Origin of the sequence: Methylocystis sp. ATCC 49242, assembly GCF_000188155.2 — a bacterium.
Classification (GTDB): Bacteria; Pseudomonadota; Alphaproteobacteria; order Rhizobiales; family Beijerinckiaceae; genus Methylocystis.
This window is the reverse complement of the sequence record NZ_KE124774.1, coordinates 2,076,677-2,096,671: the sequence shown is the minus strand read 5'-3', so window position 1 is coordinate 2,096,671 and position 19,995 is coordinate 2,076,677. Positions and strand designations below refer to the sequence as shown.

The 19,995-nt window shown below is 57.3% G+C and carries 18 protein-coding genes and 2 pseudogenes; 13 read left to right on the top strand and 7 right to left on the bottom strand.

Annotated elements, in window-relative coordinates:
• Window positions 1-12 precede the first annotated feature (12 nt).
• Window positions 13-918, bottom strand: coding sequence for a hypothetical protein (locus MET49242_RS12345; protein ID WP_144259609.1), 906 nt, complete (start codon window positions 916-918; stop codon window positions 13-15).
• Between the two features lie 686 nt (window positions 919-1,604).
• On the bottom strand, window positions 1,605-1,820 hold the full coding sequence (locus MET49242_RS25030; protein ID WP_144259608.1) for a hypothetical protein: 216 nt from the start codon (window positions 1,818-1,820) through the stop codon (window positions 1,605-1,607).
• A gap of 561 nt (window positions 1,821-2,381) precedes the next feature.
• On the opposite strand from MET49242_RS25030, the gene MET49242_RS12340 reads away from it, so the two are divergent.
• From MET49242_RS12340 to MET49242_RS25025, 4 genes are all read left to right on the top strand, one after another.
• Entirely contained in the window at window positions 2,382-2,735 is a 354-nt protein-coding gene (locus tag MET49242_RS12340) for a DsrE family protein (protein ID WP_084679053.1), read from the top strand.
• A 211-nt stretch (window positions 2,736-2,946) separates the two neighbouring features.
• Window positions 2,947-3,456, top strand: coding sequence for an SH3 domain-containing protein (locus tag MET49242_RS12335; RefSeq protein ID WP_158497297.1), 510 nt, complete (start codon window positions 2,947-2,949; stop codon window positions 3,454-3,456).
• Between the two features lie 754 nt (window positions 3,457-4,210).
• Entirely contained in the window at window positions 4,211-5,890 is a 1,680-nt protein-coding gene (locus MET49242_RS12330) for an amidohydrolase (protein ID WP_158497296.1), read from the top strand.
• A 686-nt stretch (window positions 5,891-6,576) separates the two neighbouring features.
• Window positions 6,577-7,221, top strand: coding sequence for a hypothetical protein (locus MET49242_RS25025; RefSeq protein WP_144259607.1), 645 nt, complete (start codon window positions 6,577-6,579; stop codon window positions 7,219-7,221).
• Window positions 7,222-7,305: 84 nt separating this feature from the next.
• Here MET49242_RS25025 and MET49242_RS12320 read toward each other — a convergent pair whose 3' ends face one another.
• On the bottom strand, window positions 7,306-8,436 hold the full coding sequence (locus tag MET49242_RS12320) for a HupE/UreJ family protein (RefSeq protein ID WP_036283201.1): 1,131 nt from the start codon (window positions 8,434-8,436) through the stop codon (window positions 7,306-7,308).
• Between the two features lie 212 nt (window positions 8,437-8,648).
• On the opposite strand from MET49242_RS12320, the gene MET49242_RS12315 reads away from it, so the two are divergent.
• Together MET49242_RS12315 and MET49242_RS12310 are read left to right on the top strand one after the other, a co-directional pair.
• A complete protein-coding gene (locus MET49242_RS12315; RefSeq protein ID WP_244430805.1) occupies window positions 8,649-9,173 on the top strand; it encodes a copper resistance CopC family protein in 525 nt (174 codons plus the stop codon).
• Between the two features lie 91 nt (window positions 9,174-9,264).
• Complete coding sequence (locus MET49242_RS12310; RefSeq protein ID WP_036287921.1) at window positions 9,265-9,834, top strand: hypothetical protein; 570 nt, start codon at window positions 9,265-9,267, stop codon at window positions 9,832-9,834.
• A gap of 46 nt (window positions 9,835-9,880) precedes the next feature.
• Here the strand turns inward: MET49242_RS12310 and MET49242_RS12305 are convergent, their stop codons facing one another.
• A complete protein-coding gene (locus MET49242_RS12305) occupies window positions 9,881-10,984 on the bottom strand; it encodes a PepSY domain-containing protein (protein ID WP_244430804.1) in 1,104 nt (367 codons plus the stop codon).
• Between MET49242_RS12305 and MET49242_RS26165 the strand changes: the two genes are divergently transcribed.
• The 4 genes and pseudogenes from MET49242_RS26165 (at window position 10,907) to MET49242_RS12285 (ending at window position 15,275) form a co-directional block, all read left to right on the top strand.
• Window positions 10,907-11,290 (top strand): hypothetical protein, encoded by a 384-nt coding sequence (locus MET49242_RS26165; RefSeq protein ID WP_244452959.1) that lies wholly within the window; start codon window positions 10,907-10,909, stop codon window positions 11,288-11,290. The genes MET49242_RS12305 and MET49242_RS26165 overlap by 78 nt on opposite strands.
• 48 nt (window positions 11,291-11,338) lie before the next feature.
• Window positions 11,339-12,598, top strand: a pseudogene (locus MET49242_RS12300) (IS256 family transposase).
• Between the two features lie 452 nt (window positions 12,599-13,050).
• A protein-coding gene (locus tag MET49242_RS12290) for an IS3 family transposase (protein ID WP_371212523.1) occupies window positions 13,051-14,201 on the top strand; the annotation gives its coding sequence in 2 pieces (ribosomal slippage) (window positions 13,051-13,312 and window positions 13,312-14,201; 1,152 coding nt in all).
• Between the two features lie 126 nt (window positions 14,202-14,327).
• On the top strand, window positions 14,328-15,275 hold the full coding sequence (locus MET49242_RS12285; protein WP_036283200.1) for a hypothetical protein: 948 nt from the start codon (window positions 14,328-14,330) through the stop codon (window positions 15,273-15,275).
• Window positions 15,276-15,294: 19 nt separating this feature from the next.
• On the opposite strand, the pseudogene MET49242_RS24260 reads toward MET49242_RS12285, so the two are convergent.
• Window positions 15,295-15,426 (bottom strand): annotated as a pseudogene (locus MET49242_RS24260) (transposase domain-containing protein); the annotation flags it as partial.
• 329 nt (window positions 15,427-15,755) lie between these two features.
• The gene (locus MET49242_RS25020; protein ID WP_144259606.1) at window positions 15,756-16,040 is read right to left on the bottom strand and encodes a hypothetical protein; all 285 of its coding nucleotides are present in this window, start codon (window positions 16,038-16,040) and stop codon (window positions 15,756-15,758) included.
• Window positions 16,041-16,201: 161 nt separating this feature from the next.
• Here MET49242_RS25020 and MET49242_RS12270 point away from each other — a divergent pair, with 161 nt between their 5' ends.
• On the top strand, window positions 16,202-17,152 hold the full coding sequence (locus MET49242_RS12270; protein ID WP_084679046.1) for an alpha/beta hydrolase: 951 nt from the start codon (window positions 16,202-16,204) through the stop codon (window positions 17,150-17,152).
• Window positions 17,094-17,954 carry a class I SAM-dependent methyltransferase gene (locus MET49242_RS12265; protein WP_158497295.1) on the top strand — a complete coding sequence of 287 codons (861 nt, stop codon included), beginning with the start codon at window positions 17,094-17,096 and terminating at the stop codon, window positions 17,952-17,954. Before MET49242_RS12270 ends, MET49242_RS12265 begins: the two co-directional genes overlap by 59 nt.
• Before the next feature lie 41 nt (window positions 17,955-17,995).
• Here the strand turns inward: MET49242_RS12265 and MET49242_RS25775 are convergent, their stop codons facing one another.
• A complete protein-coding gene (locus tag MET49242_RS25775; RefSeq protein ID WP_192815596.1) occupies window positions 17,996-18,274 on the bottom strand; it encodes a DapH/DapD/GlmU-related protein in 279 nt (92 codons plus the stop codon).
• 871 nt (window positions 18,275-19,145) lie between these two features.
• Between MET49242_RS25775 and MET49242_RS23390 the strand changes: the two genes are divergently transcribed.
• On the top strand, window positions 19,146-19,943 hold the full coding sequence (locus tag MET49242_RS23390; RefSeq protein WP_084679042.1) for a sulfotransferase family 2 domain-containing protein: 798 nt from the start codon (window positions 19,146-19,148) through the stop codon (window positions 19,941-19,943).
• Window positions 19,944-19,995 lie beyond the last annotated feature (52 nt).

The following is a 19,995-nucleotide window of genomic DNA, read 5'->3' as shown; positions in this document are numbered from 1 at the left end:
GATCTTGCCTCGTCAGAGCCACGAGTTCAAAAGCGCGCGCGCCTGCGCCGTTTCATCCGGCGCCGCGCTCGGATCAGTCGCGAGTTTTTGCAGCGCCAGCAGGGCTTCGGCGCGCTTGCCTGTATCTTTCAACAGGATAGCCTGTCCCAGGGCGGCCGCCCGCGCTTCGGGATGGCGGACGACGAAGCCGCTATAAAAAGAGACGCCGCGATCCCTCTCTCCAGTCTTTTGGTATAGATGCGTAAGATCTTCGACGACCTTGCGGGTTGCAAGCTCGGGCTTCACGTCGAGCGCCGTTTCGATCTGTTCGATGGCGGGCGCGAGCGAATCTCTGGAGATGAGGAGGCTCGCAAGGAGGAACCGGGCCTGAGTGTTGCGCGCGTCCAGTTCGATCGATCTGCGATACGCGGACTCGGCCTGCGAAGCATATTTCTCCCGATCCGCCGGAGCGAGGGAATTGGCGTAGCCGTAAATCCGCCAATTCTCCGAACTCCTCGGCTCCATGGCGACAGCCTTTTTCGCCGCCTCATAAGCGCCCTGCCATTCGGCGACCGCCTGATTCTTCAAGAACAGCGCAAGGCGTTCGCGCGCGATCTCGAGCTGCTGCTGCGGAGAAGCTTCGTCCGACGGCTTGGCAACCTGCGCGGTTTCGTTCGGGAAACGGATCGTTTCAGCGACGCGATCACAAAGGCTGCGCGTCTCGCGCCATCGAAATTCGGGGGCGTGGCAAGTGAACCTGAATCGCGTGCCGTCCTTCGCACCGCCATCGATGATGACATCGTAGCCGCGCCAACCCATCGAGGGCGTGCGCCACGTGATTTTTCTGGCGTCCCGCCCGCCCAAGCGCATGCGCGCATCCGACATCACTTCGTCGCCTGTCGGCTCCTCCGTCACGTCGCGAGACCAAACGAAGGTCAATGTCGCGCCGCGATCCGGGCGGTTGGGGTTATCGGTAATCGTAAAATTCCAGTCGGGCCCATTTCGGTCTACTTGCGCAGGCGTTTGCCGGTCGACGCCAGGCGCGCGCAACCTCGGCGGCGATAGAAATGTGACATCGCCGGCGTCCCATTCTCGCCAGCCGTCTTGACCAGAGGCGGATGCGGTCGGTCCGGCAGCCGCAAGCAGAATAGCAAGCCATTTGAGAGAAAGTCCGTCGATGCGCAACGCAGGGCGCATTGAGTCCGTCCCTCGCCATTCCATGGTCGACCTCGGTTCATCCTCGCTTTCGGCGACGTCGCGACGACGAAAGCGCCAATGAGAGATTTTGCCCCAAATCGGCGCTGTAAACCAGAAGAGCAGTGACCTATGGGGAGAAACCCCATAGGAGACGCCGATTGCCAAGTCATGCAATGATCGCGTCTCGATGACCATGCGTCATTTTGATCCAATGTTGATGGCGCCATGTCGCATGCACGCCATCAACGCTTCAATCAGCCAGATTAAATCAGCGACCGGAGCCTCCGGCGCCGGATATTTAGAAACTAGCTTCTACCGAAATTTGCAGGCTCTGCGTCCATGTCGCGAACCGTCTGCCAAAACAGGCCAAGTGCATGACCCATGGCCGCCAGCAAACTGAAGGCGGCCATAGATTGCCCGCCTTCGGCTCAACGATAAACGCGGCCGACATAGGGACGGTAGGGCGTCGGGCGACCGGGCAACCCCGGCCCAACTCCAACCCGCCCCGGGCCGCCGACGCCGCCAAAACCGCGGGCCCCCGGACGACCAACGCCAACACCCGGCCCTCTGACCCAGGCGTCAGCGGGGATCGAGGTCGCCGCGAGGAGGACCAGTGCCGCGATGGCCGTGAGAATTTTCTTCATATTTTCTCCTGAGTAACGAGATGAGATAAATAAACAATCGCATAACTTATTGCACCTGCCTAGATGCTCTCGTGAATCGAAAATAGAGAAATGCATACCCCATGATCAGTGATGGATTTGTGCTTCTGACTGTCAACGAAATCCATTGTCCGGAGAATGTATACCAATTTGGAGCCGACGCGATTTTTGTGCGTTCGCTTTCTATTACCAAAATATCGGGTTTTCGATTCGTTTCACGATGGTTCGTTTCCGGCCCTTGGCCGGCAATCGCCGCGTGGATACTCGACTCGGCGTATTCCGCGCTCCACCATCCAGCGGTCCATGCCGGCAGAATCTCGGGTCTGCCGAAAACGGCGTTCGATTATCTGCCAGGGCAGGACAATGTTTTTCCGAGCGAGTATATAATTGCTTCGTTTTCGCCGCCGTCGTCATATCGCGACCCTGCACCATAAGCTTGCCCGAACGGCCGAAACCGGCGCTCCGTTCTCGCCGCGCCTTGCGCGCACTCCTCGGCTATTGATGATATTATGAAGAGGATACGGAAAAGATTGGAGGGAAGCGATGCATTTTGTGATTTCCGCCACCTATGGGCCAACGGATCCGACCAGGGCCATGCTGCCCTTTATCTTCGCAGCGACGGCGCTTCAGGAAGGGGGCAAGGTGACGCTGATGTTGTTCGCCGACTCCGTTTTTACGGCCGTCGACGGAGCGGCAGTCAGGCTCGTGCCGGTCGGGCCGCCCAACAAATATGAGGACGTCGTCGGTCATGCCGAGGCGTCGGTCCTCGTCTGCAAGCCCTGCCTCGAAGCCCGAGGACTGGATGCGGCGAAACTGGACAAGCGTGTGAAGCTTGGCGGCATGAGCGACTTCCATTCGGCCGCCAAACAACCTGACGCCAGGGTGATCAATTTCTGAATGTTTTGCGGCGATCAATGTCGACGGCTCGCAAAGCAAGGCGCTCGAAATCGACTAGGTGAAATCTGGAGCGGCCGGGATCGGCCGGTGCGGTCGCGCGCGCTGCCCGGCGGACCGGCCAATAGGAAGCGACGCGTCCGGTCAGCCGATGTCAACGATCCATTAAATCCCTTATCGCTCTATGGTCGCTCGAAGCGTTCGAGGATTTCTCATGGCGGCCATCACGACCAACCCCACGCGTATCGACAGGAAGCCCGCAAGGAAGCAACGCCGATCGCAAACCTCGGTCGGGGCGGCGCCAAGAATTTGGGCGCCGGCATTCCTTGGTGGAGATAGGGGAAAATATGTTGCCTTGGTTTTGAAGTGCCTCGTCGCCACAGCGGTTGTGTTCGGCGCCGTTTCGGCTCTGACCTCGACGAAAGAGCGCCATGCGACACTATACAGACCTGCCGAAAAGCAAAAGCGCGTCGCCGGGCACAAGACCGCAGAATCTGGCATAGCCTTTACAGAAAATAAGGCGCCGATAAAACACCGCGCGGCGCTCGTCTCCGGGAACAATGCCGCAATTCGGGAGGCGCCGAGAGCAAATGCGAAAATTCTGGATAGAGCCGTCTTCGGATCTTCGGTCGACGTAATCGGGGAGGACGGCAGATGGGCGCAGGTGCATGCCGTCGGCCAAAATGTCAGCGGTTGGATCGAAAAGGGAAGTCTGAATTTCTGATTTAGTTTCAACTAATTTCTGTGAGCGCGCCGGCGTCGATCGTTCCGACCAGCGACCAGCGCCGGCGTTGCCGCTCGCTTGTCATATGAACCAATGACGCCCGACAATGTCTCGCGACTGTTCCGCCCGGAAGCGGCGCGTGTGAAGGAAGACAATAGGGGATTCTCTATATGGCCAGATCAAGGAACGGCATCGCGCAATGAAATTCGGGCGGCTTCGCTCGAAACGTTGGCGATTGCATTGAAAAATAGCCAAGACATACGCTTGAAATAATTACCGATATGCTGCAGATCCAGCCTTTGCCTGCAATATAGTCCAATTGACGTCTGCATAGCGACGTCGGCTGCCGATCGAGCGAATAGCGTGAGTTGAATTGTCAGAAACTGAAATCGGCTCCGCAAGGGAAGCTCAGTTTTCCGGCTTTCGATGCTCGCCTGGTCGGCGTTAGCGCTGACCTCCTTTGACGATGTTAATTGACGACAAATAAGGGTCGGGTAGTCGCCATCGTCGCGCGCCTCCCGCGTTTTTTGCTCATGCCTTTTAGCAGGACAGGAAGTTTTCGAAGGGTCGCCTAAAACAAGCGGTTTTCCGCCGACAAAATTGAGATTACACTCTTGGGTAGTTTTCCCTTCCCGGAGACCCTCTCATGTGCCGTGGTTGTTTCAGCCCTCTCGTTTTCGATAGCGATCTCCATCAAAGTGGCGGCGATCGAATGTTTGGCGGCGCCTCAATCCGCCCGTCTCGGCGTAATTTCATGGCGTATTCGGTCGCTGCAGCTACCGCGGCCGCCGCTGTCTCAAGCGGCCGTTCTGCCACGGCGGCGGAAACGGAAGCCGATGTCATCTTCAAGGGCGGGAAGATCATTCCGGTTCCCGGATCCGCTTCAGTGAAGGCGCTCGCAATTGCAAACGGCAAGATTCTGGCGCTCGGCTCCGAAAGCTCCGTAATGGGCCTCAAATCGAGAAACACGAAAATTGTGGATCTCGATGGACGCGTCATGATGCCGGGTTTCATCGACCCCCACCACCATACGGTCCTCGCCTCCCTAATTTTCGAGCTTCTCAATGACGTTGGCTACACGAAATTTTCCACGCGCGGGAAATTGCTCGCAGAATTGCGTGCAATCGCAATGCGCACGCCGCCCGGTCAATGGATCAGTTGCTCCAATTTCGATAATCTCCTGCAGGGCGGCGACCTCTCACGCGAGGAGCTGGATGGAGTGTCGACCAGCCATCCGATTTTTGTCTGGTATACAAATGGACATGACGCGTGCGTCAACAGTATGGCGTTGAAAGTCGCGAACATTCCGGAGGATATAGGCGTTCTACCGGGTGGAGGGCATTTCGGTCGCGACGAGAAGGGACAACTGAACGGGCTTGTGTACGAAGAGAGCGCGCTGAAAAAATTTGCGCTACTTGCTTTTCCGAAGATCACTCCCCAACTCGCTGCGAAAGCAATGGGGGATTATCTGCGCTCCGTTGCGGCCGTCGGCAATACAACGGTGCACGAACCCGGCACCCTTCGCTCTGAATGGATTGCTCCCTTTGCAAAATTTTCCTCGCGCGCCGCTTGCCGCACCAGTGCGAGCCTGATGTATGAAGATATGAAGGGGATTGAACCGTATCGCGATCTTGGGTTTGGGCCCAAAGCCACGCAACTGCCAAACTCGCTGTTCTCCCTGTACGGCATAAAGATTGTCGGCGATGGGTCGAACCAGACAGAGACCGGCGCACAGACGTTGCCCTATTTGGGAACGCAAGAGAAAGGCGCGCCGAACTTCGACGCCAGAACGCTGAAGCAAATGGTGGCCGAGGTCAAGGCGGCCGGATTGCCGGTGCTGATTCACTGCAATGGCGACTATGCAATCGACATTGCTCTTGACGCCATTGAGGCTGCTTATGGCGCGTCAATGTCGGACGGCGTCAACCGTATCGAACATTCGACGATGGCGCGACCCGACCAGATCCAGCGCATGAAGAAGCTCAATGTACAACCGAGCTTCCTCATGAATCATGTCCGACTTTACGGCGCTGCATATCGGGACCAAATCTTTGGCCCGGAGCGGACTGCGTTTACAGATCCGGCTGGTGAATGCGTCAAAGCCGACCTTCCGTTCACCTTGCACACGGACTCGCCATGTTCGCCGCCGGGATCGCTCGCGCTTGTAAGCACCGCGATCACGCGCCGCTGTGCGATAGACGGTTCGACTATCGGTCCGGATCAGGCCGTCTCGCTAGATCAGGCGCTTCGGGCGGTCACTATAAACGCCGCGCATCAAATAGGCCTTGGCGACCGGATAGGCTCACTTGAAAAGGGCAAGGAAGCGGACCTCGTCATTCTGGAGAGCGATCCTTACAAGACGCAGCCCGAAAAGCTTGGTGAAATTAAAATCAGCGAAACCTGGGTTGCGGGCGAAAGGAAATACAATAGCTGAACGTGACGTCGGGCGGTGTTGGCAAAAAAGACCATGTCACGACAAGATTTAGGCTCCTGGTAAGGGAGCGGTCGACTTTCATCCATGAATCGACTGGTCATCTTTTCCGACATACTTCTTGCCAGCGGCGCCCGACAATCTGTACGGCGCCTCTGGAAATTTGCCGCCGTTTCAAAGTGGAAACTGCAATCCACTCATTTTGGCGACGCCTTGTTCCGGGTAGACCGCGCGGAGAAGAGAAGGGGCCAACATATGAAATGCTGACGTCGGATTTTTAAAATTTCCTATATCTTGCGTGTTCACGCCGAAACGGTTTAGCGCGAATAATGGTGGAGCGTCGGGTTGAGAAAAAACAATGGCCTACGATGTTGAAAATGGCGCGGGCAGGAACTTTGTAATAGGAAAACGTTCATATTTCGACGACTTCGCAGCCTGTCATACCCCCTTGTGGCGCAGCGCTGATTTGGTGGCTGTCGAGCGTTGAAAATCCAGATGAAAGTTTAGCGCTGAAGGCGGCGGGCCGTGATGCGCTGATTCTCCTTGCAGATCAGTTTTGCGTCCATAGTCATTCCGGCCTTGGTCTGCGCCTGCTGCGAATGTGAACAGACGGGGTATGCAGAAGCTAAAAAATTATCTTATTCTAGCTCGGCCTTCATGAACTGAGGATGTAACGAAGGGCGAATCTAATGGATAGAATGGAGACGGCCGCAACAAAGGAAAACGGGGCTTTCTTGCGCGCCTCCGCATTCGGTCGCTTGCGATCCTGCGCACAGATGAAAAGCAATCGAATGTCTTTACGTTCTTGGTCTTTGGGTCTGAAATGCGCTGTCGCAATTAGCGCTGTCAACGTCGGCATAGCCGGCGCTGCCGTGCCGAACACATACATCCAGCCGGATATATCCGCAGCCAAAATTTTCGAAAACAATAGAAACTATACTGTGGAAGTCAGTATCCTGGCGACTGATTTCGAAGAGATGTTCCGAAGGCAATTATCTGGCTTGGGCAGAATCGACCTTTCGGGCCCGGGACTCCTCGAACTCGAGATAGGGAGATTCGTCGCGAGAAAAATAAAGATGCAGAGTGTGGAAGGAGCAGCCTGTCAGAGCAAAGTCGAGAAAGCTGGGGAGGACCCGTCAAATGAAGAGGGCGTTCTCGTCGTGCTGACCTTCGAATGTGCGACGCGGGATGTCGTTTACGACGCGAGAGAGCTTCTCGCTTCGCTCGGCCCCAGGGCCTGGCAGGTTGTAACGATCATCGGCGACAAAGCCGCCAGCCAGATCATGATCAACGCCAGCAGTCCGCCGGTTGCGCTTGGCAAATCGTCCGGCTAGCCCGGTCCTCGGGTAATCGTCGCTGGAGGGTTCGGGACTTGTCCGAGGGGATGTCATCGCCCCTCCACGCGCGCGGACCGTCGCCTATGCGGGCGGCGCGAACAACCAGTATGCCCCGAAACAGGCGATGACCCCGGAGCAAATCTGCACCAGGCGCAGATTGCGCTGTCCGTTGAAAAACAGTCTGTCGATGAGCACAAGGAGCGGGACGACCACCATCACGACGCCAATCTGACCAACTTCGACGCCGAGGTTGAAACTTGCGAGCGCCGGCACAATCGCACGTTGCGGCACGCCCATTTCAATCAAGCCGCTGGCAAAGCCGAAGCCGTGGACGAAGCCGAAGAGGAAAGTGTCGCGCCACCGCCCCTCGACCTTGCGCGTAAAGAAATTTTCGATGGCGACATAAATAATAGAAAGCGCGATCGCTGTTTCGGTCCATGCGCTAGGGATATTGACCACCTGAAGGGCCGCCAGCGACAGGGTAATCGAATGTGAGATGGTGAAGGCGGTCACGATCTTGACGACCGGCCAGGCGCGGGACGCCCACAGCACAACCGCGAGCAAAAAGCACAAATGATCGTATCCCGTCATAATATGCTCGATGCCGGCCGCAAAGAATTTTGGCGCGAGTTGCCAGGGAGAGAGCAGGGGCTTCGAGAGATCGATCAGCGAGTCGCCCGGATAGATCATGACCTGACCCGGCGCCGGCTCCCGGCCCATTCGTTGCGCTTCGGTCAAGGCCGACGCGTCGTCCTTCTCGCCGATGCTGACGAGATGCTTCGCGCGTGGCCCCTGCGCTTTCAGGAGCTCGAACGGGTTGTAGAAGATCTGCCCGGGGACGGCGGTGCAATCCATCCTCAGAATAGCCTTGGAATCGTAAGGATTGGTGGGGTCTTCGCCAACGGAGACGACCGTGCTTGGGCAGGTTTGGCCTTCCTCATTTTGCAATGCGACGCGTTTCTGGATGAATTTGCCGATCATCGCTTCGATGACGCCCGGCTCGGTGAGGTCGATGTCCTTTAATTCCTTCTTGTTTTCAGCGAACATCCGCTCGATATCCGTGCCCAGGAAGCCGACATCGACGCGATAATGGCCATTCCCTTCCGGCACGATCCGGCTGCTGGAAATATCGGCGGTATGGGCGGCAGCGGCCGTCGCGAGAAAAATCATCATCCATAGGGCGGTGACTGCAATTCCCATAGACCGCGCCATTGCCGATGGCTCCCTTGACGTGACGGAAAGACGCTGCGTATGCATTGTTGGCGGATTGTGCATATTGTGCGAGGAATAACAAGCTCAAGTCCGGCGGCGTCGTTGGGCGGGGCGTCCGGGTCGGGCGACGCGGATGGGTTGGGTCCTTGGGCATTGGCGGAAAGCGCCGGAAGCGGCAAACTGAGGACTCTTCGTGTCGAAGGTCGGACGTCATGACGAAATTTCAGCATAGGTACAAGAACGCCTTTGCGGGCAAACGGATCGCGTTTTTCGCCGGGGCCATTCTGGCGGCCGCAACGACGCCCGACCGCGCAACGGCCTATGGGAACGGCCTCGCGCCCGGCGAACCGGAGCGCAGGCAGTCCACCCCGGCGCGAAAAATCGAACTCAGTTTCCCGTCACGGCCGCCGACCCCGGCACAGCGGCCGATCATTCTGGCGCACGCGATTGTCGTCCGCACTTCTCCAGCGCAGGGCGGCGTCGCCGACGCCAATATTGGTAAGGTCGATGTTTGGTACGACGCCGGTATCCGTGACGCGTTCACCGCCCTGGCGGTCGTCAGCGCATCCGGCGAACGGGTGGACAAGCGCGACGCAGCTATCGACGGCGCCGATCCGGCCCATGTTTCGGTGAGCGTCAATCCGTTGACTGCCGGGAAATATACGGTGCGCTACCGCGCATTGTCCGCCGACGGCCATCTCGTGAGCGGCGCCTGGGAATTCGAGGTGCGCCCCTGAATTGAATTCGAGAGAGCGACGCGCTGCGACATATTCGAACAAGAAAAGCGTCGAAGGCGCTCAATGTCGAGAGGGAAAGGAAGCCAAAGCGATGACTCCGACCGGTCGGTTAAACTTGATCCTGTTTCTGGGCATTGTTCTACTCGGGGGCGTCAATGGAGCCGTTTTTTCCTATGGATGGTGGGGACCCGCCTTCAACCAATATGTGAGCGACTTCTGGAAAGCGCATACGCTGAAACCCGCCGTCAAGGCAGGCGACCGAACGATATCCGAATGTCTCGGCGTGAGCGATTTTTACTCAGTGCACCTCACCACTTATTTTCTGGCGGACTCATCCGAAAGCGCGGGAGGCGCAACAGACGATTTGACCAAATATGACGAATATTGCGACCGGGTGCCGGGAACAGGCAAGGTCATTTTCTCCATCACTCTCATGGAAAAGGAAGCCAGGGGCGAAACTGTCGCGCTTTCATTCTTTCAGGAGGAATCCGACGGCGCTCTCAGGCCGATAAATTCTCTGCCCTCGAAGCCCTATCCGAGCGGATTTGCAACACTGGACGCGACGGTCCCCCATAAAGGGAAATATGTTCTCAAGGTTGCGTTCGGGGAAGCCAAGAACAAGGAAGACACGATCGAAATGCCAATCCGCGTCGGGCAGTAAATGGCTCTCTCCGCCACGCGTTTCATGGCCGCGGACGATGGAAAAGCTAAAACAACGTCGGGCGCGACAGCGCGCGGCGTTTTTGTAGCCATCGCGTAACGCCGGTCAGGAAGAGGAAGAGGGGCGACAAACCGATCAGCAGAGCGATCGGACGCCCGAGGCCTCCGAACGCCTCGCCGCTGTGTATCGGAAACAGCCATTCGAGGAAGGTCTCGCTCCCTGTGAAACGACTACGATCTTGCACGCCCAGGACCTGGCCCGTGTATTGGTCCACGCCGACGTTTCGATAGGTTTTTGTCTGGTTCGGCTCCCAATCCGATTGCTTGCCGACGACATAAACAGCCGTGGGGCTGTTCGGGAAGAGAATCCAGTGAAGCCTGCCGTCAGGGAACACCTTATTCGCGACCGCCGCCGCCTCGCCTGCGCCGATCGGCTGGCGTCCAGCGCCCGGCGTCGATTTTCCAAAATCCGGATCCGCTCGCACAGGCGAAAACAGATTGACGACGGATCGCGTCGCCGGTTTGAAGATCATGGCGACTCCCGTAAACAGCGTGATCAATAAAATAGCCGCACAATAGGCGCCGATGCTCTTGTGCAGATCATACACAACTCTCTCGGGGCTGGCGCCCCATTTGACCTTCAAACCCAACAGCCAGTTGCCGTTGTGCGGCCACCAGAGATACAGTCCGAGCATCAACGAGAAGAAAAGCGCTATTCCCAACGCCCCGACGATGTAAGCGTTGTTGACGCCAAGCAATAACGTCCAGTGAAAGGTCATGAGGCTCGCAACGAGCGGCTGCGAGAGCGGATCGTCGCCATGCAGGAAAAGCCGCTGCCCTTTGACTTTCGCATTGTAGGGATCGACAAATATTTCATAGGCGTAGGTGTCGAGATCATCCGTCTCGACGATGTAGGTTAGCGCCGCGGCCGATTCAGGTCCGCGAGGCATTGTGAGCCTTTCCAGTTTGCCGTCCGGCGGCATCAGGGCGACCGCAGCGGCGATGATCTCGTCGATCGGGCGATAGACGGAGTTTTTTTGCGGCTTCTCAATGCGCATGATCGACGCGTTCAGTTGTTCGTCGATGTCCTCGCGATAGGCGAGGAGCGCTCCGCTGAGCCCGATCAAAACGAAGACTGCGCCCGCGAACAAGCCAATCGTACGGTGGATTTGCAAAATCAGTGTTCGCCAGCTCCCGCGCCGCCGCCCGAATCCTGCGACAATTGCCTTATCGCCCTCGATGATTTTGTCGGACATTGTGATACAGCTCTATTTGTTCTTGCGATTGTGCCCTTCAACGATCACGAGAAAGACTCCACCTATAATGATCGCAATCTAGGCGGCGAGGATCAAGAGCCGGGTCTGTTCACTCCATATGGAGACGCCCTGTTTTCAGGCGATGACGATTCGGAGATATGGCCGAAACTGGGTGATGATGGAGTGAAGCAGGCGGCGTAACGGGGTTGGTGTGCAGCCGACCCGAACCTCCTGGAGGAGCGTTACGCCATGACCGAGAATAATGTTGTCGCCTTTCGACCGAAAGACGAAATTGCCGATCCACTGACGGAAATCCTGCGCTCGGGCCGAATCGGCTGATCGAGCAGGCGGTGGAAGCCGAATTTGCCGCGTTTTTGGCGGAGCACGCCGGACTGAAACTGCCGGATGGGCGGCAGCGGGTCGTTCGCCACGGCCATGATCCGGTCCGCGCAATCCAGACGGGCGTCGGACCTGTAGAGGTGGAAAAGCCCAAGGCGCGCGACCGGGGGGGCGAGCGGCGAAGACCGCATTCACTATGCTTCCTCGATCCTGCCGAAATGGGCGCGGCGCACGAAGAGCCTCGACGTTCTCCTGCCGGCGCTTTATCTGCGCGGCGTTTCGACGGGCGATTTCGAGGGCGTATTGACGGCCTTGCTCGGCAAGGACGCTCCCAATCTTTTGCCCGGCGTGATCGCGCGGCTGAAAGGCGAGTGGGAAGGCGATTACCGTCGCTGGCAAAAGCGCGACCTTTCGGCGCGGCGCTATGTGTATGTCTGGGCTGATGGCGTTTATCTGCAAGCGCGGATGGAGCCACAGGCTGAATGCATATTGGTGATCATCGGCGCTACGTCGGAGGGCAAGACGGAGCTGCTTGGCTTGGTGGCGGGCATGCGCGAGAGCGCGCAAAGCTGGAAGGAATTGCTCGTCGATTTGAAGGCCCGCGGTCTTTCGATCGCGCCCGAGGTCGCTGTCGGCGACGGGGCGCTCGGCTTCTGGAAAGCGCTCGACGAGGCGTTTCCATCGACCCGCCATCAGCGTTGCTGGGTGCATAAAACGCTGAACGTTCTCGACAAACTGCCGAAGTCCTTGCAGAGCGCCGCGCACAAGGATTTGCGCGAGATCTGGTTGTCGGAGAGCCGTGCTGCGGCGCAGACGGCAATCGACATTTTCGCAGAGAAATTCGCGGCGAAATATCCGAAGGCCGTCGATTGCCTGATAAAGGACCGCGATGCGCTGCTGACTTTTTTCGATTTTCCGGCGGAGCATTGGACACCTTTGCGAACCTCGAACCCGATCGAGAGCGTCTTTGAGATGGTGCGACACAGAACCGTTCGCACGAAAGGCGCGCTCTCGCAGGACTTGGCGGGACGGATGGTGTTCAAGCTGGTGATGGAGGCGTCGAAAAGCTGGCGACGACTTTAAGGACAAAAGCTGTTGCCCAAGATCGTCAGCGGTGTATGGTTCCGTGACGGAGTCGAAATCGCGCGCGATCAAAAATTCGCCGATTGATTCACCCCGTCACCCAAAATCGCGCATGGCTCCGCAGCCCTCGCTGCTTGCACATCGTGGAGACGGGCCACCCCGTCCGCCTCCAAACGGTCATATCGTCTTATGCCCCCGCGCGCAACCTCGGACAAAGCATTGATTCAATGTATATTTTGTGGGTAATGACGAGAAATGATCGACGTTCAAGAGTGACCCCGCAGATCATTGGAATCCTTTGTTATTTCAAACGGATGAATATCTTCATCCCCGGGGTCACGATTGGATGCCGATTTACCCCTGAAAATGGTTCTTGACCAAATCGACGCCAACCCTCATGAATTTTTTCACGGGCGATCTCCCTCGTTGTAGCGCCCCTGCGGCCACGCCCCGGCACTATGATGCCGTTGAGGAGAGCTGAGCTGCTGCCGGTTTCGTGGACACCGAGAAACGGTGTTTCATGAGGCCGGAGGTTTGTTATGGCGAGACGGATATTCAGTCGGGAGTTCAAGGTCGAGGCGGTTCGGTTGGTGAAGGAGCGCGGCGTCACCGTCGCGCAGGCCTGCCGCGATCTGGATGTGCATGAGAACGTGTTGCGGCGCTGGGTTCGGGATCTGACGACGGATCCCGTGCAGGCCTTCCCCGGACACGGCCAGCGGAAGCCGGAGCAACTGGAGATCGAAAGGCTGCGCCGTGAGGTCGCCAAACTGCGGGCGGAGCGCGACATTCTAAAAAAGGCCGCAGCCTTCTTTGCGAGGGAAGCGAAATGAGGTTCGCTTTCGTCGCAAAGCACCGGAGCGTCTGGCCGGTGGCGTGGCTCTGCGAAGCGCTGGACGTGTCCCGATCGGGCTTTCACGCCTGGCTGCGTCGCGGGCCGAGCGCCCGATCGGTCGCGGACGAGGAGCTGACAAAGAAAATCCGCGCGAGCTTCGTGGGCAGCGCCCGAACCTACGGCGCCCGCCGCGTCTGGCGGGACGTTCTAGCCGAAGGCGTCTCCTGCGGCCTGCACAAGATCGAACGGTTGATGCGGGCAAACGCCTTGCGGGCGCGACCGCGTCGCCGGGGTCAGCCGAAGGACGACGGACAAAGGTCGGCGGTCGTCGCGCCGAATGTTCTCGACCGGCAGTTCGCCGCGCAAGCGCCGAACCAGAAGTGGATCGCCGACTTCACCTATATTTGGACGGCGGAAGGCTGGCTCTACGTCGCCGCAGTCATCGACCTGTTCTCGCGAAGGGTCGTCGGCTGGTCGATGAAAGCCGAGATGACCGCTGGTCTTGTCGCGGATGCATTGATGATGGCGATCTGGCGTCGCGGCAAGCCGGACGCCTTGCTGCATCACTCCGACAGGGGCAGCCAATATACGAGCGAGCAGTTCCAGCGCCTCATGGCCGACAATGGCGTCGTTTGCTCGATGAGCCGATCCGGCAATGTCTGGGACAATGCGGCGATGGAGAGCTTCTTCTCTTCACTGAAGACGGAGCGGATCGGGAAGAAACTCTACCGCACGCCTGACGACGCCCGGGCAGACGTCTTCGATTACGTCGAGCGGTTCTACAACCCCGTCCGCAGGCATTCGACGATCGGCTACGTCAGCCCGGTTGAGTTCGAAAAGAAGGTGGGAGTAACTTAACTCGGTGTCCACGAAACCGGCAGCAGCTCAAGCCCGTCCACATCATCAACGGGGTGGGGATTAAGTTGACCTCACCGCGCTCTTGTGGCGAGTTGCGCATCCACGTTTCACGAGGCCCGTAACGACATGGCATTCCGATCCCCTTCGCACGGCCACCTGCTCGTCGCTGTGTTGGCGTTCGCACTCGCGATGCCAGCGCACTCAGTCGCGCATGCAGAAGCTACCGGAGCGCGAAAGGTCTACGAGGTGCCGCAGGGTTTCTGGCTGAGGCCCACCGACAAGAGAAAAAAGCTCTATGGTCCGAGCACGCCCGCTGCGAATTGGGCGATAGCCCAGTGGGGCACCCTAAGCGACCTGCCTGCGTTCAACAACGGAGCAACGGCAGATAGCGATCACTCTGCGACGATCAACCCCGACGGATCCTACAACTTGAAAGTCGATACCATGGCGCAGCCGTGCCAGACGACGTATCCCTCGGGACGGCGGCTGGTCAAAGAAACCGACATATTCGCAAGCCCAAACAATGCCCGCACCGCAAAAGGCTTCCCCTCAGCCTCTGTGAACGATCAGGAGCCGCTGTCCAGGATCTCAAAAATTCTGCATCGCATTCGCGTGCGGCCCCAATTGGTCGCATTCGATAGCGGGCCGTGCCAAGTTTCGCAGGCGGTGTTCATTACCGCAGTGGTGCTGATGAACCCGAAAGCCAAGCAGGTCCTCTATTACCAGCTCCGACTGCTCACTGTCACCCATGAAACCGCACCGCACGCAGTAGCCCCCCCGCCCGGCTGGTTCTTCACTGGTCAAAACATCCAGCAGCGTCAAGGCTACGGGCAATATGGCTACGGCGATAATGTCGCGAGCTTCGGCCAAGAGCCGGCTCCCCAGGGTCAGTGGACCACCTTCGACGTCGACCTCTATCCAAGACTGATCCAATTGATCGCCGAAGGTGCGAAGTACGGCATGGCGCAAGATCTATCGGACTGGATGTTGACCGGCACCTACCACGGCATCGCCGCCATGGGCGACATCCGGGCATCGGCGCAATGGGACGGCTTTTCGCTTCGGGTAGACTAAACCGGGGTACCCGCTGTTATCAGGCCACGTCTTTGAGCGCGAGATGCGACGCGTAGACCCATGGCATGAGTTCGTCGAGCTTGCTCGCGAGATGTCCGTCGACGATTTTCACGAGGACGTCGGCCATGTAGGCCTGCGGATCGACGCCATTGAGTTTGCAGGTTTATGCCGCCCGCCGAACTATGCCGAACGAGTTCGTTTTCCCCGAGATTCACCGTAGCTGACGTGTAATTGGCTCAGGATAGTTTGTCCTGTGCCTCCGCTCTCAACAGCTGAGAACAGGACGATGGTAGCAGAAGAGTACTTGGGCAGGAGCCGGCTGTTCCGGGGCCTGAAGACCGGACCCCACGGACAGCTCGTCAAGCTCTACGCAGCGCGTCTTGTCAAAGACGGACTCGCGCGCCACGGCACTTGGCGCTGTCTCAACTTGGTCAGCGGTCTCCTCATCTGGATCGAGAAAAGCCGCTCGACGCTGAGTGATCACGATGAACGCATGGTCGAGCAGTACCTCCAGCGCCGAGCGGGGAAACAGTCCATGTAGCCGGGCGATCGGGCCGCGCTGAAGCGGTTGCTGTCGGTGCTGCCGCTGATCGCTCCGCGGACCAGATATTTGGGGATTTCAGTGATTATCTGCAAAGCGAACGCGGACTGGCGCCGAGGTCCATCATCAGCCACCTGCCGGTCATCTGCCGGTTCCTGGGCGAGGTGCGCCCTGCCGGCACCGGCGACCTCGGCAAGATCAGCCAGGAGGACGTCACCCGCCATATCGAGCGCCACTCCCGTTGCTACGCTGTATTTAATCGGCAGAATCTGGTTTCAGATATCTCAATATTTTAGCCTTGCGCTTAAATTTGCCGCGGGACAATATGAGGGACGGACTCTCATCTTGTTTGTCGCGCGGCAACTTTAGCCTTGAAGGCCGGTGAATGCGTCCGGCGACTCCACTTCGTCATCGAATGCTCCTGATTCGCAGCGAGAAGCGTCGCCGCCGTCAGGCAGAAAATCCACTCAAGCGACTATCCGAATTTGCGAGGCCGGCTCTCTGGGGCTATAGCTCCACTCTCTCCATTTTGGATCGGGGCAAGTACGAAGTGGACGACTTTCGCAAACTGGTACTCAACTACCGCGGCGAGCTTCTCTGCCATGTCTTTTGCGCGTCTAATCCCATCGTGCTTGCCGTTTTCTTTCATGGGGGCGGTTGGGTCGGCGGCAGCCCGGCCATGTTGTTTCCACAAGCGAAAGTCCTGGCATCTCACGGGATCACGACCGTGCTTCCGGAGTATCGGCTCAAGGATAAACACAAAGCCACAGTACAGGATGCCATCGAGGATGCCGTGGCGGCTTGCAAGTGGGCTAGACGCGAACTCGGCTCCGCCGATACGAAGGTCTTCGTGGGCGGCGCATCTGCCGGCGGACTGCTGGCTTTTCATGCTGCCAAAGAGGTCGCTGCCGATGGAATAATCCTGCTCAACCCTGTCGTGAGAACCTCTGTCGGCGGCTTCTCGAATCGACAGATCCCTCCCGAAGGTGACAGCAGCATCTGTCCTACAGCCCTGCTGGACGACACGTGGAAGAATATCCCGTGCCTGATCATGCATGCTGAGGACGACACGGTCACTCCGATCGGCCATGCCAAGCTGTTCGCCGAAGCTTACGGCGCGGCAGCTACGACGCATTGGCTGCCGAGTGGCGGGCATGGCTTTTTTCAGAGGCCGAAAAGCTTCGAGCTCACGAATGACACGATGATCCCGTTTGTGTTGTCGTCCGCAAAGGGACATGGTTCGTCCGAGGAGTCGGGAAATGGCCGAGGGGGAAAGAATGGAAGACAGAACATCCGCGTTGCAGGCCGAAGCCGCAGCGTTCGCCGGGGTACATAATGACCAGACCCGGTCGTTGGCTTGGAGCTCCATACCTTACTTTAGCAAGAAGCTGCAGGAGCGAGTCAATCTCGGCGCCCTAACGAGATCACGACTTTCTGGGCGGCCAGAAATCCGTGCGCTGACAATGGCCTGTGGCGACATGAAAGGTGAGTACGGCTTCTTCAAGGCGATGGGGGCAACCGCAATCGATGCCGTCGATATCAGCGAGGGCCAAAAGGAACGGTTCAACAGGCTCGTCAATGATGGGCAGATACCCGTCGACTACACCATCGCCGACGTGAACGAGATCACGCTTTCCGAAGAGAAATACGATCTCGTATATATGCAGCAGTCGCTACATCATATCGAGGACGTGGAGCACGTTGTCGCAGAAATCAAGAAGTCGCTAAAGCCGGACGGCCTTTTTGTACTCAACGACTACGTTGGCGAACCGTTCTTGCAACGCGGGCCAAAGCAACGGACAGTTTGCCAGCGTTTATGGGATTGCCTGCCTGCCCGGTTGCGCACTGATCACAATGGTCGGGTTTGGGATAAGCTGCCAATTCCGGACAAGCGGCTCCTGTCACCCTTCGAGGCGATACGCTCCGACGCCATCCTGCCTGCTCTTCGGTCCACATTCAACGTGGTCGATGAGTTTCTGTTCGGTGGCATCGTGTTTCCGATTATCAACAACTATGCTCGCAATTACGACTTGGAACAGGATGGCGCGCTGATCCGGATGCTTTGGGAACTCGACGTCATGCTCGTGGAAAATGGCACCGTCGAGCCGAGTTTCGTACGAGCTGTTTATTCTCGTTGATCGGGGGCAGGAGCGTGGGTTGGAGGGCATTGCTTGTCACGTTAGAGCCGTCGCCTGTCCCATGTAATACCTCTCCTTAAAATACGTGCAGGTACACCTGCAGCTACACAGTTGGCTTCGATGTCTTTTGTAACAACGGAGCCAGCGCCTATAACGCAGTTCGCGCCAATTTTGACCCCTTTCGCGATAGTCACATTTCGTGCAATCCACACGTGATCCTCGATCACGATCGGAGCTGGCGGATTAATCCGTTTACCCGTGTCGAGGCTTATGATTGAATGCATATCGCTGACATCGGCAAAAACGTTTCCGGAAAACATGCAGTCTTCTCCAATACTAATAGATGACGTCTCGTGCATCGTCAAAAATAAGTTCATGGATGTAGTCTGACTGCCAATATGGAGCGTTGAGTTGTGGCACTTTAAAATAATGTGCCCGTTCAGTTTGCAGTTGTTCCCTATCGTAACAATGTTGTTGTTCCCATAAAACCGCAGGCGGCTTACCAAGCAGCCACTTCCAATGCTTACAGCATTGCCTTTTCCGAAGTCGGCGAAATCTTTGACACCGTCCATATGCTAGCGGGCACCATCTCTAGTTTTACAGATCGTTCAATTTAGCACTTGCAGTGTCCTTAGACAATGCGGGCTGATACATCCGTTTCCAACGTATCCCTGCCGCGCTATTCCGTTCCTAGGCTTGCTGCGTTGCCACTGTCATGGAAGCGCGGCATTACCGACGGACGAGACAACGAACCTCCGGCTGCCGTTATTCTCACTCGACCCGCTCCACCAGAGTATCCCTCCGCCGTGGGCCGCCTGGCGTTGATCGCATTTTTTGAGATAGCTTCCTGACAGGTGGCGCAATCCGACGCTCCGCTCACTGCTCGTTTGTGGCGCGACGTCGGTCTTGCGACGCGTGAAGGGTAACGAGAAAGCGCCGCGATGGCTAAAATCACGCTATTGGCGCGTCGACCGTTCAAGGTCGTCGCGATTGCGCAGGATGAAAATGTCTGAAAAAAGCGCTTGCCCGCGGGGTCGTTTCACATAAGTCGCGCTATACCAATGGGTTAGCCAGCGAACATCCCCTCAGTTGGCGAAGTCGGGATAACCGTCTGGTCGGAAACCTGCTTGCCAAGCAGGTCATAGAGCGGCATAGAAGTAGACTGCACCCGAGTCTCTGAAGTCAATCGGGATGTCAGTAATTATTGCGGAGGCCGAAGAAAATCAGATGAAGGTGGTCTTTCTCCATATCCCGAAGACAGCTGGACAATCGATTCATGCCGCTCTTGAGGAGTCTTTCGGAAAGGATCGAGTTTGCCCTGCTCGAGTAAATGATTCTCTTCGGAAAATGAGTATAGCTGAGCTCAATAGCTACAGCGTCTTCTCGGGGCATTTGGATTGGGCGTTTCTGGACTGCATAAAAGGGCCAAAATATATATTCACGATCCTGCGCGAGCCGCGTGATCGTATCCTGTCATTTTATTTTTACATGAGAAAAGAGGCTGCCAAGCTGCCCCCGGAGGTCCTCGGTCTCCCTCAAAACGCCGGCAAGAAGGCAGCTATCGAAGGTGGGCCAGACCATTATTTTTGTGGCGGCCCTGCGCATGTTAGGAGCTTTCTGGATGCACATTACGATAACTTCTACACGTATTTTTTCGCTGGGCGGCACTATCTCGCCCGCAATCAGCTCTGGCCGCTTCTCTCTCGCGGCGAGATGGCGCCGGAAGAACTAGTTGACCTCGCAAAAGCCAATATGAAAGAGCTGGATGGAGTCTTTTCTTTTTCCAGGATGGATGAGGTTTTCAAGGCGATCAGAGACCTGAGCGGGGTCGAGATTGCCGCTGACAGTTATCGTGTGAACGCAAACGCAGAAGTGGAGGCGGGGGATCGCCTCTCGCAACTGTTGAAACTTGGCGCGGCCGAAAAGACGCTAGAGAAACTGGAGCAATACTGCCTGTTTGATAATCAGATATGGAGTGCTAGACAATAGCGCTGTGCTCTTTTGGCGTTCCGCCCTTTGAAGTAGTCGGGCGACAGCTTCA

Excerpts from the sequence above, each read along its gene's own strand:
- MET49242_RS12270 (WP_084679046.1), top strand. The coding sequence starts at position 16,202 with ATGCGTCCGGCGACTCCACTTCGTCATCGAATGCTCCTGATTCGCAGC.
- MET49242_RS12320 (WP_036283201.1), bottom strand. The coding sequence starts at position 8,436 with ATGGCGCGGTCTATGGGAATTGCAGTCACCGCCCTATGGATGATGATT.
- MET49242_RS12315 (WP_244430805.1), top strand. The coding sequence starts at position 8,649 with ATGACGAAATTTCAGCATAGGTACAAGAACGCCTTTGCGGGCAAACGG.
- MET49242_RS12310 (WP_036287921.1), top strand. The coding sequence starts at position 9,265 with ATGACTCCGACCGGTCGGTTAAACTTGATCCTGTTTCTGGGCATTGTT.
- MET49242_RS25775 (WP_192815596.1), bottom strand. The coding sequence starts at position 18,274 with ATGTTTTCCGGAAACGTTTTTGCCGATGTCAGCGATATGCATTCAATC.
- MET49242_RS12340 (WP_084679053.1), top strand. The coding sequence starts at position 2,382 with ATGCATTTTGTGATTTCCGCCACCTATGGGCCAACGGATCCGACCAGG.
- MET49242_RS12330 (WP_158497296.1), top strand. The coding sequence starts at position 4,211 with ATGGCGTATTCGGTCGCTGCAGCTACCGCGGCCGCCGCTGTCTCAAGC.
- MET49242_RS25020 (WP_144259606.1), bottom strand. The coding sequence starts at position 16,040 with ATGGCGGGTGACGTCCTCCTGGCTGATCTTGCCGAGGTCGCCGGTGCC.
- MET49242_RS12285 (WP_036283200.1), top strand. The coding sequence starts at position 14,328 with ATGGCATTCCGATCCCCTTCGCACGGCCACCTGCTCGTCGCTGTGTTG.
- MET49242_RS25030 (WP_144259608.1), bottom strand. The coding sequence starts at position 1,820 with ATGAAGAAAATTCTCACGGCCATCGCGGCACTGGTCCTCCTCGCGGCG.
- MET49242_RS12335 (WP_158497297.1), top strand. The coding sequence starts at position 2,947 with ATGGCGGCCATCACGACCAACCCCACGCGTATCGACAGGAAGCCCGCA.
- MET49242_RS12265 (WP_158497295.1), top strand. The coding sequence starts at position 17,094 with ATGGAAGACAGAACATCCGCGTTGCAGGCCGAAGCCGCAGCGTTCGCC.
- MET49242_RS25025 (WP_144259607.1), top strand. The coding sequence starts at position 6,577 with ATGGATAGAATGGAGACGGCCGCAACAAAGGAAAACGGGGCTTTCTTG.
- MET49242_RS23390 (WP_084679042.1), top strand. The coding sequence starts at position 19,146 with ATGTCAGTAATTATTGCGGAGGCCGAAGAAAATCAGATGAAGGTGGTC.